Here is a 13512-nt window from a genome sequence, read left to right on the forward strand (position 1 = left end):
GCCCCGCCCAGGCGGACACGCTCCCGTGCAGGCGGCGGGCCGCCGACCGGGCTGCGCGCCCAGCCCGGTCGGCGCGCCACCGCTCAGGCGGCGCGGACGGCGACGGCGGCGGCGTAGGGGGTCGGGGCGGGGAGGTCGCGCAGGGTCCAGCCCGGGACCGGGGCCGGAGCGGGGCCCGAACCCACGTAGGGCTCCGCCAGACCGAGGGCGACCCCCATGCCGGTGCCCTTGAGGCAGGCCTCCTTGCGGGCCCACACCCTGGCCAGTGCCGCCTGCCGCTCCGCCTCCGGGAGCGCGTTGATCTCGCCCGCCTCAACCGGGTGCAGGCTGCTCAGGACATCGGCCACCGCGCCCGCCGTCGGCAGGCCCTCCACGTCGACGCCCACCGGTACCCCCGCGAAGGCGAAATAGGCCAGGTCGTCGCTGTGGGACAGGGAGAAGTGCACCCCACCCCCGGCCACGGCGGGACGGCCGTGCGGCTGCCCGCAGCCCGGGCAGTCCTCGCGGACCAGCTCGACCTTCTCCGGCGGCAGCCCGAGGTACCCGCCGAGCAGCACCCGCAGCCCCAGGTGCGAGGCCAGGTAGCTGCGCCGGTCGGCCGGGCGCAGCAGCCGTTCCGCCCGCTCACGTTCGGCCGCGTCGAGCAGCGTCCGCGCCCCGTCCGCCCGGTGACCGCCGATCACCTCACGCGTGGTGTCCAGGGCCCACACCGCCACGGCGGAGCCCGCCGGGGGTGGTCCCGTCAGGGGAAGGGCGCCGTCGAGCTGGTTGACGTACTGACTCATCCGACGAGCGTAGACGAGGCAGTTGGGGCCCCGGTTACCCTCGTGCCGGACTTGCCGAGCACCACTCCAGGGGGAACACACCGTGCGCAATGCCGTCGTGACGCCGGAAGGCGACCGGATCCGCTGGGTCGAACTGCCCGGAGAGGAGGCCCCCCGCGTCTACCTGCACGGGCTCGGCGCCACCTCCCCGGCCTACTTCGCCGCCAGTGCCGTGCACCCGCTGCTGGCCGGGCGGCGCTCGCTGCTGCTCGACCTGCTGGGGCACGGCCACAGCGACCGGCCCGAGGCGTTCCCGTACACCCTGGAGGCGCACGCCGACGCGGTGGCGCAGGCCCTGACCGTGGCCGGCGTCGAGGGTGCCGAAGTGATCGCCCACAGCATGGGCGGATCCGTGGCCATCGTGCTGGCCGCCCGGCACCCCCGGCTGGTCTCCCGCCTCGTCCTGGTCGACGCCAACCTGGACCCGCTTCCGCCCGCCCGGTCCACGGTCGGCAGCAGCGGTATCGCCTCCTATACGGAGGAGGAGTTCCTGGCCGGCGGCTGGGCGGAGGTACGCGACCGGGCCGGTGCGCACTGGTGGTCGACCATGCGGCTGGCCGGCCGTACCGCCCTGTACCGCAGCGCCGTGAACCTGGCCGCGGGCACCACGCCCACCATGCGGGAGCTGCTGCTGGACCTAAGGATCCCGCGCGTTTTCCTCTTCCCGGAGGAGGACGGACCGCTCGCCGGCGCCGACGCCCTGGAGGCGGCGGGCGTCACCGTCGTGGCCGTACCGGACAGCGGGCACAACATCATGCTCGACAACCCGGAGGGCTTCGCGCGGGCCACGGCGGCCGCCGTCGCGCGGGACGCGGGCTGAGCCGTCCCGCTAACCGGCGGGGGACCCCGCGGGTATGCCGCCGGGGGTGGCGGCGGGGGCGCCGTTCGGGCTGACGGCGGGTATTCGCGCTCCCGGGGAGAGCGTCCCGTCGGTCCAGGCGTAGACCTGCCGGCCGCGCACCGAGACCTGGTACTGGTAGCGGTCCCGGCATTCGGGGCGTTCCTCGCCCCGGGTGCCGCCCGGCCACCAACGGGCGTCCAGACGGGGCCCGTCGGGCTTCTTCCGCGCCGCGGCCGCGCACTGCGGGCCGTCGAGCGGTGTCTTGCCGAGGGTGAACCGGATCAGCCGGGCGCCGCCGTCGCCGCGCGCGCGGATCCGTATGTCGGTGGCGTCCCGCGGTATCCAACTGGGCAGGACGAACTCCCGGTCGCCCCGCTTCGGCGCGTCGGCGGCGCTGGCGTAGCGCTTGCCCTTCTCCCGCAGGACCTGCTTCTCCAGGGCGTCGGTGACGGGGTTGGGCGGCAGGTTGGGCAGCGCGAAGGCGGCCAGGGCGAGGGCTCCCGCGACGGCGGCGGCGATGACGAGCGGACGGCGGTTCATACCCATAAGTGTTCTCGCCGGGGCCCGTTCGCGCGTCCCTCCCCGGTATCAATTCCGGATCTGCCGCAGGGCGGATGCGGAGTCATACCTGAGAGGGGCGCGGTGGGGCACGGTCCGCGCACCTCTCGCCGACACGTACGCCTCCGCGTCGCGTTATAGGGGCGGTAGGGATCACGGATATGGCCTGCTCCGAGGGTGGAACCCGGCGCCGCACCGGGAGTTGACCGGGCGGCCCCGTCACCCGCTCGCCCCGCCGCCCCCACCCGGAGGATTGACATGCGTCGCCGTCTCGTTCCCCTGCTCGCTGCCGCGTCCGCCGGCCTGCTGGCCCTCGCCACCCCGGCCTCGGCGGTCCCGGCGGACAAGCCGCAGATCCTGAGCGGCTGGACGCAGACGAGCGTCTCCAGCCACAACGCCTGGGTCGCGGCGCGCGCCAACCAGGGCAGCTGGGCCGCGTACGCCTTCGACTGGTCGACGGACTACTGCTCCTCGTCCCCCGACAACCCCTTCGGCTTCCCCTTCCAGACGGCCTGCGCACGCCACGACTTCGGCTACCGCAACTACAAGGCGGCCGGCACGTTCCCGGCCAACAAGCCCCGGCTGGACGACGCCTTCTACGCCGACCTGAAGCGGGTCTGCTCGCAGTACTCGGGCGTCAAGAAGGGCTCCTGCGACAGCACGGCCTGGACGTACTACCAGGCGGTCAAGGCCTTCGGCGTCTCCCCCCAGGACGCCCCCTCCGACTCGGCCCCGATCGGTCCGACCCTGACCGGCCCGGCCCCGACCGACCCGACCCTGACCGAGCCGGCCCTGGCCTCCTGACCCCGCACGGCCCCCGACCCGCCAGGCAACCGCCCGCCGGTGCCGGGCGAGGCCCCTGACACCGTCCCGCCCGAACGAACCCCCGTCGGGCGGGACGGCCCGGATGGAGCAGGCGCTGCCTGAGTCACGCGCGGCCCAGCAGCGCCACACCCGCGGCGGTGTCCGCCCGGGCGGTGAAGAAGTCGGTGAACGCGGCGACGAACTCCTCCTCGCTGATCCGGCCGTCCCCGTCCCCGTCCAACTGCCGGAAGGCGTCGTTCAGCTCGGCGGGGTGAACGCGCGGGCCCCCGAACAGGACGCGGTACTCGTCCGCGCACAGGTATCCGCCGCCGTCGGTGTCGGCGGTGCGGAACAGGGCGCGCACCGCCGGCCTGAGGCCCCGCTCGAGGTACTCGGAATCCCGGTCCATGCCCTTGAGCATCGCGGAGACGAACTCGGCGCACTCCACCGCGCCGTCGCGGTCCGCGTCCATGCCCGCGCACAGTTGCTTCCACCAGGACTCGAAGGCGGCGTAGAGCAGGTCCTCGCGCTCGACGGGAAGCTCCAGCTGCCAGCACACGTTGTGCACCATCGCCTGGAGGTCCGCGGAGTCCACCCGCCCGTCACCGGTCTGGTCGAGTACCTGCCGGAAGAACGCCTCCAGCCGCGCCGGGCGGGAGTCGGCCGTACGGGGCCGGGGCAGGCGCGGAGCCGCCGCGGGCCGCCGTGAGGCGGAGCGCTGCCCGTCGCCGCCGTCGGAGTGGCCGCGGTAGCGCAGGCGGTCCGGCAGGCGGGTCATGACCTGCCGCATCCCGCGGTGCACCGTCCAGGACAGTGCGGCGGCGGAACGGGTCCGGGGCATGCCGAACCGCTCGTGCCAGGCCCGCGGCAGGTCGGCGACGGTGAGGCTGGTCAGCACGCTCGCGGCCACGGCGCGCAGCAGCGGCCAGGCCGGCCGGAGCCGGCCGAGGCGGCGGGGCGCGGGGGCTTCGCGCAACATGTCGAAGAGCAGGTAGCGGACCTGGTCGCCGAATTCGAGGATTTCGCGGACGGTCCGGTCGACGTACGCGGGAACGTCGGCGGCGGTCGCCGGGAGGACCTCGCCGGGGATGCCGAGGGAGTCGCAGACCTCCTTGAACTCCGCGTACAGCGCGTCGAGCTCGGCCGGTTCGAGCGGATCACCGGACAGCTCGCGCATGGCCGTCATGGCCTCGTACAGCGTCAGCATCACCCAGGCGCGGACCTCCGGGTCCTCGGCGCTGTACGGCCGGCCGGCCTCGTCGGTTCCGCGGATCCGGCGGTGGGCACGCTCCAGCCTGGCGATCTCGCGCTGCCGATCCTCGGGCCCGGCGAAGAACAACCGGCTGCCGCTGTCCATGGTGTGCTCGATCCGCCGCCAGGGGTGGGCCCGGTAGGTGGAGTAGCGGGCCGTGCCGGCCGCGACGGCCGGGTGGGCGGTCTGCAGGACGAGCAGCCGCCAGGCCACCAGTCCGATGCGCCATTCGCCGAGGGTCTGGCGCAGGATGCTTTCGGTGGCGGGTGGAGAGGTGGGGGTCACGCGCTGCTCCTGAAGGATGAGGGCCAACAGGATGACAACGCCGCACCGCAGGGGAGGTTGCGGCGAGCCGGTCCGCCGACAACGACGGCGGACTCCAGCGGTCGACGCGACACGCGGTCGGTGTGTTTCGCGCCAGCGGTCTGGACGAGCGGTCTGGACGGGCCGCCGCTGCTGTAGCCGGCGCCAAGCCACGCGGCCGCTCCCGCGGGGACTTCAGCGGGGTGTACGCCCGTGATCGCCTGACAGGTGAGGGACGCGTCCGATAGATCTGTACGGGTGAATGACTCCACGCCAGAGGACGGCGAGCACACCCCCTTCACCCAGAGGGCGAAGAACCTGTGCGGGAAGCACAAGGGAAAGATCTTCGCGGTCTGCGCCGCCGGCTTGGTCGTCGCCGCCGTGGTCGTCAGGAAAGCCCTGGAAGGGAACGCGGCCGAGGACGGCCAGGGCGGCGGGGACGTGGAGGACACCGGGCCGGTCTCCGATCCTGACGACTCCGACGACTCCGACGACTCCGACGACTCCGACGGGCGACGGAAGTCCCCCGTCAGGCATGGCGTATGCGCCCATACGAGGACTCTTCGCGACGGCCGCGTCATCCCCGTTCCGCCTTACGAGCGGGGCGGCGGTTCGGACGGCGAGGACGAGGACGAGGACCCTGGCGAAGCCGCGGCCTGAGCCCCCGGGGGCTCGGTGGCGGCATCCCGTCCGCCCCGGTCGCCGAGCGGGCCGGCATCGGCGGCCGGCCTGTCGGTCTGCGGTCCTGTTGGGCGGAAGGGTTCCGATCCCTCCGGATGGTCAGACGCACGCCGTCCGACCTGCGAAAGCATCGCGGGGTGGCGAAGCTTGAGTGGTGCCCCCGGCAGGACTCGAACCTGCGGCCAAGCGCTTAGAAGGCGCCTGCTCTATCCACTGAGCTACGGGGGCCGGAAGGTGACCGTGTTGGCCAGGAGCCCCTTGGTGGGGGTGGGACTGCGGTCCGTGCCGGGTCAAGGATAGGGCTCCGGTCGCCTTGTCCCGGTTGCTTCATCCGCGTGCCACGTTGTGGAGGTTCGGTGAAGCGGTCCCGATAATCGCAGGCAGGTGCGATTCTCGCATCGCTTTTGCGCCGCGTCGGCCTGGGTGTTGTGCACTCGTTATGCCTGCGTCCCACTCGTCCGCGGTGTCCATGATGTCCCTCTGGAGTCGCGGTCGGCGCGCAGAGGGCGTATAAGCTTCAAAAATGGTCCTAAATTGGGCATTCTTCGCATGTGGTGACCTTGGATGTTCGGCCTCAGCTGCTCGATGCCCTGTCCGCCCTGCGCGACCGGGTCGCGTCCGTGCGTCTGCCGCTGCCCCTGCCCGGCGCCCCGCGCGCCCGCCAGACCAGAGCCGAGCTGCTCGCGCAGCTCGACGACTACCTCGTCCCCCGGCTGAAGTCGCCCGAGGCGCCGCTCCTCGCCGTCATCGGCGGTTCCACCGGGGCTGGTAAGTCCACCCTCGTCAACTCCCTCGTCGGCCGGCAGGTCAGCGAAGCCGGAGTGCTGCGCCCCACCACCCGCACGCCGGTGCTCGTCTGCCATCCGGACGACCACCACTGGTTCGCCGGGATGCGGATCCTGCCCGACCTCATGCGCGTCTGGGCGCCCCAGCCGGACGAGGAGCTGGTCCCCGCCTCCAGGAAGAGGCCCCAGCGCGCCCCGGGGCACCCCGCCTCGACCCGTGAGCTGCGGATCGAGACCGTCTCCACCCTCCCGCGAGGCCTCGCCGTCCTCGACGCCCCCGACATCGACTCCCTCGTCGTCGAGAACCGCACCCTCGCCGCCGAGCTGATCTGCGCCGCCGACGTCTGGGTCATGGTCACGACCGCCTCGCGGTACGCCGACGCCGTCCCCTGGCACCTGCTGCGCACCGCCAAGCAGTACAACGCCACCCTGGTCACCGTCCTCGACCGGGTCCCGCACCAGGTGCTCGCCGACGTCTCGCGCCAGTACGGGGCGCTGCTCACCCGGGCCGGGCTCGGCGACGTGCCCCGGTTCACGGTGCCCGAGCTGCCCGAGTCGACCGGTGGCGGCGGGCTGCTGCCGGCCAGTGCCGTCGCCCCGCTGCTGGCCTGGCTCACCCATCACGTCCAGGACCCCGCCGCCCGCCAGTACGCCGTCGGCCGGACCGCCCTCGGCGCGCTCGACTCCCTCAAGCGCCGCATGCCGGAGCTGGCCTCCGCCGTCGCCGCGCAGCACGCCGCCGCCGTCCGGCTGACGACGGCCGTCGAGAACGCGTACCGGCAGGAGGGCAAACGGGTCCGCAACCGCCTCGACAAGGGCGCCGTACTCGCCGGTGACACCCTCACCCGGTGGCGCGGCTACCCCCTCGACACCAGTGCCGACGAACTCCTCGACTCCCTCGCGGAATCCCTCGCCGCCCTGCTCCAGTGCGCCGTCGCCGCCGCCGACGAGCGGATCGCCGAGGTCTGGCGGCGCGAGCCGGCCTCCGGGGCGGTGCCGCTGCCCGGCCCCGACCGGGAGGCGGCGGAACGTATCGGCATGGCCGTACGCCGCTGGCGGCGCGTGCTGGAGGAGCTCGCCGAGGAGGAGGTCGCCAAGCTCGACAAGCAGCCCGCGCCCGACCCCGACGGCGTCGCCGCCCTCCTCGTCGCCGCTCTCCTCGGCGGCAAACGGGCCCGGCCGGCGGGGGAGAAGCTCGCCGAGCGGATCGGCGTACAGGCCGCCGTACGCCTGCGCGACCGGGGCGGCGAACTGGTCGGAGACCACCTCGACCAGGTCCTGCGCGCCGAACGGGACCGCAGGCTCGCCCCCCTCCAGGCACTCGAAGTCACCCCCGAACCACAGGCCGAGCTGATCGCCGCGCTGTCCGTACTGCAGAAGGAGAGGTGACGCGGTGACCGCCGTGACCGACCGCGACCACGCCGGTGACCGGTGGGACGACGGGTTCATCGCACGCTCGCGCCACCGGAACTCCAGCAAGGGAGGTCCGCGCGGCTCCGGCCGCCAGGCCGGTGACGCCCTCATCGACGACGCCCTCCTCGACGCGGCGCTCCTCGCCAACGACCTCGACGAGAACGAGAACGGGGACGAGAACGAGGACGGCCACGGCCACGAGGACGGCCACGGGGACGGGGCGCTCGTACGGGCCGTCTCCGGCGTCGGCAGCGACGGCGGCAAGGCGCCCTCGCCTCCGCCCAGTCCCGAGGCCCAGGCCCTGCGGACGCGCCTCGACGCCCTGCGCCAGCTGGTCGGACTGTCCCGGACCCGCCTCGACGGCAAGACCCTCGCCGAAGCCGGCCGGGTGCTGGACGAGGCGGCCGCGCGCCGGGGCCTGTCCCCGCAGCACACGGTCGTCGCCATCGCCGGAGCCACCGGAAGCGGCAAGTCCACGCTCTTCAACGCACTCGCCGGAGTGCAGATCTCCGAAACCGGACTGCGCCGGCCGACCACCGCCGCGCCCATCGCCTGCAGCTGGTCCGACGGCGCCGCGGGCCTGCTCGACCGGCTGGAGATCCCGGGGCGGCTGCGCCGCCGCCCCCGCGAGACCTCCGAGGCCGGGGCGCTGCGCGGGCTCGTCCTCGTCGACCTGCCCGACCTGGACTCGGCGGTCGGCGCGCACCGGGAGCACGTGGACCGGGTGCTGGCGCTGGTCGACGCCGTGGTGTGGGTGGTGGACCCGGAGAAGTACGCGGACGCCGTCCTGCACGAGCGGTACCTGCGGCCGCTGGCCGGGCACGCCGAGGTGACCTTCGTCGTGCTGAACCAGGTGGACCGGCTGCCCGGCGAAGCCGCCGACCTGGTCCTGGACGACCTGCGGCGGCTGCTGGACGACGACGGGATCGCCCTCGGCGAGCACGGTGAGCCCGGGGCAACCGTGCTCGGACTGTCCGCCCTGACGGGTGAAGGGGTCGGGGAACTCCGCGAGCTCCTCGGACAGTTCACCCAGGAGAGGGGCGCCGCGACCCGGCGGATCTGCGCCGACGTCGACCGGGCCGCCGTACGCCTGCGCCCGCTGTACGTGGCGGACGGGCACTCCGGACCCTCCGGGCCCGAGATCGGCGAGGCGGCGCGCGCCGAGTTCGAGGACCGGCTCGCCGAGGCGGTCGGGGCGTACGCGGCCGGTCTCGCCGCCGAGCGGGCCTGGCGGCGCAACGCCGGCAAGGCCTGCGGCACGCCCTGGCTGCGGCTGTGGCGCTGGTACGAGAGCAGGCGCGCCCCGCGCTCGCTCGCGTCCCTGGCCCTGATGTCGGCGAAGGGCCGCACCCCGGGCGCGTCCGCCGCCGTGCCCCCCGAGGAGGAGGTGACCGCCCGCCAGCGGGTGGAACAAGCGGTACGCACCGTCGCGGACGAGGCGGTCATCGGGCTGCCCGACCCCTGGGCGCAGGCCGTACGGGAGACCGCGGTACGCGGCGCCGAGCGGCTTCCGGAGGCGCTGGACGAGCTGGCGGTGACTCTGGGTGCGGCCGTCGCGGTACCCGGCGCCAAGCCGCCGAGGCCCGCGTGGTGGCCGGTGGCGGTACTGGCGCAGGCGGCCATGACTCTGGTGCAGATCTTCGGCGGACTGTGGCTGGTCGGTCAGATCGTCGGGGTCCTGGAGCCGAAGCTGCTGCCGCCCGTGCTGTTCATGGTGGCGGGCATCGTCGGCGGGCCGCTGGTGGAGTGGGCCTGCTCGATCGCCGCCCGGGGACCGGCGCGCAGGTACGGCCAGGACGCGGAGCGGCGGCTGCGGCAGGCGGCGGCCGGCTGCGGCCGGGCCCGGGTGCTGGAACCGGTGGCGGCGGAGCTGCTGCGCTACCGCGAGGTGCGCGAGCAGTACGCGACGGTCGCCGCAGGGGGGACGAGGTTGTCCACAACCCGCCAGTAATCCACAGGCCCGAGCGGGAGGGCGGCGCCTGCGGCCAGCATGGTCGTACCTCGTGCGGATGGTCCGCACGGGTACGGAACGCGGGGGAGGCTGCCGGGATGAACGACACCCTGGTGACGCTGGTGGGGCACGTGGCGACCCAGATCGACTTCAAGGAGACGGTGACCGGACCGTCCGCGAGATTCCGCTTCGCTGTGACACCCCGGTACTTCGACCGGCGCACCGAGACCTGGACGGACGCCCCCACCAGCTTCTACACCGTGTGGGCGCGCCGGGTGCTGGCGGTCAATCTGGCCAGTTCCGTCTCGGTGGGGGAACCGCTGGTGGTCCACGGACGTCTGCGGGTCCGGGAGGACCCGCCCGACGGCGAGGGCGTCCGCTGGTTCTCGGCGGACATCGACGCGATCACCGTCGGACACGACCTCAACCGCGGAACGGCGGCCTTCCGCAGGGTCGTCAGGACGGACACCCCACTGATGGGCCCTCAGAAGGTGGCGGTGGTCTGAGTGTTCGAGGCGGCTAGGATTCCCCGGTACTCACGGGCACCTTGGTCTTCGGCCCGAAGGGGAGAACTGTGTCGATTGCTGTTCCCGCATCCTCCGCATCCTCCGAATCCCGCGCGGCGTCCACCGCACCGGCGGGCGAACCGGCCTCCGCGCCCACCGTCCCACCCGCGGCCGGACCGGACGGGCCGCAGGTTCCGCTTCCAGCCGGTGCCGCCGCCGGCCTCGCCACGGCCGCCGCCGGTGCCGCCGCGGGTGGGGTACGGGGCTCCGTGCGTCGGCCGCTGGCGGCGGCCCTGCTGGCCGCGGCCCTCACCGCCGCACCCGGCGCCCGCGCCGCGGCGGACTCCGGCCCGGCCGCCGCCGGACGGGGGGCCGGGGGCGCGAGCGCCGTGCTCGACGGCCTCAAGACGTACGGGCAGGCGGTCCTGCGCGCCGGGGACGGCTCGGTCCGGCAGATCCCGGCCGGGCTGTACGAGATGCGGGTCGACGGCGGCGGCATGCTCCAGACGTACGGAGTCGGCGTCGCCGGCTACGCGCAGCCGCAGGCCCGGTACACGGAGAGCGGCTGGGGCGGCAGCCCCCTCGCCGGGAACGCCGAGGCGGGCCGGATCCGCTGGGTGCTGGAGCACTCCTACCCGCAGCACAACGACCTGGCCGGACTGGCGAAGGCGGCCGGGGCCGCGGCGCTGACCGCCGAGAGCGCGGCGGCCGGGACGCAGGTGGCGATCTGGCGCCTGGCAGACGGTGCGCAGGTGGAGGCGGCCGACCCGGCGGCGGAGATACTGGCCGACTACCTCCAGCGGGAGGCCGGCCGGCTGCCGGAGCCGCCCGCCTCGCTCGGACTGGACCCCGGCCAGGTGTCGGGGCCGCTGACGGGCGCCGTCGGCACCCGGCTGGGCCCCGTCACCGTCCGGACGAGCGCGCAGAGCGTGACCGTCACCCCGGACGCGGCCGCCACCGCCATGGGGGTGCGGGTCGTCGACGCCGAGGGGCGGCCGGTGGCCTCCGCGGCGAACGGCAGCCGGCTGTACTTCGAGGTGCCCGCCGGCACCCCGGACGGGACGGCCTCCGTGACCGTGCACGGCTCCACGAAGGTGCCCGTCGGGCGGGTCTTCACCAGCGGGATCCCGGCCGAGGCGCAGATCGTGGCCGGCTCCAGCGAGTCCGCGGCGGCCGCCACCGCCAAGGCGGTCTGGCCGCAGCCGCCGGCCGTCCCGGCGGACACGGTCGGAACGCTGGGCCAGCTGTCCGGTACCGCCGAGGTGGCGACGGCCGCCGAACCGGCCTCGGCCGGGCCGGACTCCCCGGACGAGGAGCGGCTGGCGACCAGCGGCAGCTCCGCGGCCACGCCGGTGATCGCCTCCCTCGCGGTCGGACTCGTGGTGCTGGGCGGCATGGTCGTCCTGCTGCTGCGCAAGCGGCCGCTGGAAGGGGAGGAAGGCGAGGGGTGATTCCGTCCGGCGACCCGGGGTAGAGGCGGGACGTGGCTGATCAGAAACTGACCTGGCGGGGCACGTTCGCGGCCTGGGACCGGCGGCTGTTCGACGCCGTGGCCCAGCGGCACTGGCCCGGCGCCGAACGGGTGCTGCCCGCGCTGGGACGTGCCGCGAACCACGGGGTGCTGTGGGGCGCGACCGCGGCGGCGATCACCGTCGTCGGCTCGCCGCGGGCCCGCAAGGGGGCGCTGACCGCTGCCGCCTCACTGGCGCTGGCCTCGGCGACCATCAACACCGTCGGGAAGTGGTCCGTGCGGCGGCCCCGGCCGCTGCTGGAGGGGGTGCCCCTGGTGCGGCAGCCCGCCGTGCCGCCGTGGACGACCTCCTTCCCGTCCGGGCACTCCGCTTCGGCCGCCGCTTTCACCGCCGGCCTCGCCCTGGAGGCGCCCGGCTGGGGCGCCGCGGTGGCCCCCGTGGCCGCGTCGGTGGCCTTCTCCCGGGTCTACACCGGCGTGCACTACCCGTCGGACGTGCTGGCGGGCGCGGCGCTCGGGGTCGTGGCGGGGTTCGTCGTACGCGGCATCGCGCGCGGCGCCGAGCAGGCGCGGACCGCTCCGGGCCACGAGCGCCCGGAGGCAGGCGCGCCCGCACTGCCGGACGGGGCCGGGCTGACGGTCGTGGCGAACACCTCGTCGGGGACGCCCCCCTCCGAGGTGCTCGACGTCGTACGGGCGAAGCTGCCGAAGGCGGAGGTCGTGGAGTGCGCGGGGGACGAGCTGGAGGCCGCGCTGGCGGACGCCGCCTCCCGGGCCACCGTGCTCGGGGTGTGCGGCGGCGACGGCACGGTCAACGCCGCCGCGACCGCCGCCCTGCGGGCCGGGATCCCGCTGGCGGTCTTCCCCGGCGGCACCCTGAACCACTTCGCGCTGGACCTCGGCCTCGCCGGCCCGGAGGACACCTGCCGCGCCGTCACCGCCGGCCAGGCGGTCCGCGTCTCGGTCGGCCGCTTCACCCCGGCCCCGTCCCCCACCCCTCCGACGGGCCAGTCCGGCACGACGGCCTCCGGCCACGCCCCCGGGGCGGCGGGTTCCGCCGGGGGCGGGGACGGGGTCCGGTACTTCCTGAACAACTTCAGCATCGGGGCCTATCCCGAGCTGCTGCGGCACCGGCTGCGCTGGGCGCCGCGGATCGGGGGCGGGCCGGCCGCGGTGCTGGCCGCCTGGCGGGTGCTCCGGGCCGAGCGGCCCGTGCGGCTGACCCTGGCCGGGCGTCCCCGGAGCGCGTGGCTGCTCTTCGCCGGCAACGGCACCTACCAGGGCACCGGCCCCGCCCCCCGAAGGCGGGCGGGCGTCGGCGAGGGCGTGCTCGACCTGCGCGTCGTCCACGGCGGCGGCCGTCCCGGCCCGCGCCTGCTGGCCGCCGCCTTCGCCGGCCCCCTCAGCCGGTCCCCCGTCCACGTGGCCACCCGGCTGCGCACCCTGCGCGTGGAGGACATCCCGCCCGGCACCCCGCTCGCCTACGACGGCGAGTACGCCCAGGCCCCCGCCGCGCTCGTGCTCGAGTCCCTCACGGACGCCCTGGTCGTCTACCGCCCCCGCTGAAGGCGGGCGTCCGTCCCGAGGTCGGCCCGCATCAGGGCGCGCATCTCCTTCCACCGCTCTCCGAGCCGCAGCAGGTTCGCCTTGACCTCCTGGAAGGAGCCGTCCGGTGCCGGGTCGCCCTCCTCCAGCCGCAGGATCAGGTAGAAGGCCTCGGAGAGCCGCTCCGTCGTGGCGTCCAGCTCGGCCACGACCGCCTCGGACCCGACCAGCTGCGCCTCCGCGAAGGCCACGTGCATCGCCTGCCGCGCGTCTTCCAGGGCCGCCCGGCCGTCCGCCGTGACCTGCGCCTTGTGGACGAGCCACAGGAAGTTCATCAGCTCGATCCGGTAGCGCCGGTACCCGGTCGTGGCCGCCACGTAGCAGGCACGGCGGACGTCCAGCTCGGAGGCCCGCTGCTCGCGCAGCCACTGGCTCTCGGCCATCCGTTCCTGCCGCTCGAACTGCTCGGACTGGACCCGGCCCACCAGCCGCTGCGTCAGCAGCGGCGCGAAGAGCGTGCCCGTCATGCCGATGAGCGCTATCGCGAGCGGCAGCGGCCAATTGCCCACAAAGACTCC

The 13512-nt window shown here is 74.7% G+C and carries 11 protein-coding genes, 1 tRNA gene and 1 pseudogene; 8 read left to right on the forward strand and 5 right to left on the reverse strand.

The features are described 5' to 3' along the window. Positions 1-83: 83 nt before the first annotated feature. On the reverse strand, positions 84-785 hold the full coding sequence (locus ACFY7H_RS17095; RefSeq protein WP_388938821.1) for a 4'-phosphopantetheinyl transferase family protein: 702 nt from the start codon (positions 783-785) through the stop codon (positions 84-86). An 82-nt stretch (positions 786-867) separates the two neighbouring features. Here ACFY7H_RS17095 and ACFY7H_RS17100 point away from each other — a divergent pair, with 82 nt between their 5' ends. Then, entirely contained in the window at positions 868-1644 is a 777-nt protein-coding gene (locus tag ACFY7H_RS17100; RefSeq protein WP_388938824.1) for an alpha/beta fold hydrolase, read from the forward strand. Positions 1645-1653: 9 nt separating this feature from the next. Here the strand turns inward: ACFY7H_RS17100 and ACFY7H_RS17105 are convergent, their stop codons facing one another. Continuing rightward, a complete protein-coding gene (locus ACFY7H_RS17105; RefSeq protein WP_388938825.1) occupies positions 1654-2205 on the reverse strand; it encodes a hypothetical protein in 552 nt (183 codons plus the stop codon). Between the two features lie 276 nt (positions 2206-2481). On the opposite strand from ACFY7H_RS17105, the pseudogene ACFY7H_RS17110 reads away from it, so the two are divergent. Further along, positions 2482-2952: pseudogene (locus ACFY7H_RS17110) on the forward strand (phospholipase); the annotation flags it as partial. 199 nt (positions 2953-3151) lie between these two features. Here the strand turns inward: ACFY7H_RS17110 and ACFY7H_RS17115 are convergent. Beyond that, positions 3152-4564: an oxygenase MpaB family protein gene (locus ACFY7H_RS17115; protein WP_388938827.1), complete on the reverse strand. Its 1413-nt coding sequence runs from the start codon at positions 4562-4564 to the stop codon at positions 3152-3154. A 276-nt stretch (positions 4565-4840) separates the two neighbouring features. Between ACFY7H_RS17115 and ACFY7H_RS17120 the strand changes: the two genes are divergently transcribed. Beyond that, entirely contained in the window at positions 4841-5242 is a 402-nt protein-coding gene (locus ACFY7H_RS17120; RefSeq protein WP_388938829.1) for a hypothetical protein, read from the forward strand. A gap of 173 nt (positions 5243-5415) precedes the next feature. Here the strand turns inward: ACFY7H_RS17120 and ACFY7H_RS17125 are convergent. Further along, positions 5416-5491: transfer RNA gene (locus ACFY7H_RS17125), tRNA-Arg, on the reverse strand. Positions 5492-5823: 332 nt separating this feature from the next. On the opposite strand from ACFY7H_RS17125, the gene ACFY7H_RS17130 reads away from it, so the two are divergent. The 5 genes from ACFY7H_RS17130 to ACFY7H_RS17150 all read left to right on the forward strand — a co-directional run bounded on the left by ACFY7H_RS17130 (position 5824) and on the right by ACFY7H_RS17150 (position 12955). Then, on the forward strand, positions 5824-7437 hold the full coding sequence (locus tag ACFY7H_RS17130; RefSeq protein WP_388938831.1) for a dynamin family protein: 1614 nt from the start codon (positions 5824-5826) through the stop codon (positions 7435-7437). 4 nt (positions 7438-7441) lie between these two features. Further along, positions 7442-9412, forward strand: coding sequence for a GTPase (locus ACFY7H_RS17135; protein ID WP_388938833.1), 1971 nt, complete (start codon positions 7442-7444; stop codon positions 9410-9412). Between the two features lie 98 nt (positions 9413-9510). Further along, positions 9511-9918 (forward strand): single-stranded DNA-binding protein, encoded by a 408-nt coding sequence (locus tag ACFY7H_RS17140; RefSeq protein ID WP_388938835.1) that lies wholly within the window; start codon positions 9511-9513, stop codon positions 9916-9918. A 269-nt stretch (positions 9919-10187) separates the two neighbouring features. Further along, positions 10188-11369 carry a TQXA domain-containing protein gene (locus ACFY7H_RS17145; protein ID WP_388938837.1) on the forward strand — a complete coding sequence of 394 codons (1182 nt, stop codon included), beginning with the start codon at positions 10188-10190 and terminating at the stop codon, positions 11367-11369. 32 nt (positions 11370-11401) lie between these two features. After that, positions 11402-12955, forward strand: a complete 1554-nt coding sequence (locus tag ACFY7H_RS17150; RefSeq protein ID WP_388938838.1) for a bifunctional phosphatase PAP2/diacylglycerol kinase family protein — start codon at positions 11402-11404, stop codon at positions 12953-12955. Here the strand turns inward: ACFY7H_RS17150 and ACFY7H_RS17155 are convergent. Continuing rightward, positions 12940-13503: a hypothetical protein gene (locus ACFY7H_RS17155; RefSeq protein ID WP_388938839.1), complete on the reverse strand. Its 564-nt coding sequence runs from the start codon at positions 13501-13503 to the stop codon at positions 12940-12942. The two genes, ACFY7H_RS17150 and ACFY7H_RS17155, sit on opposite strands and share 16 nt — an antisense overlap. Positions 13504-13512: the final 9 nt, after the last annotated feature.

This window comes from Streptomyces sp. NPDC012794, assembly GCF_042901085.1.
GTDB lineage: Bacteria > Actinomycetota > Actinomycetes > Streptomycetales > Streptomycetaceae > Streptomyces.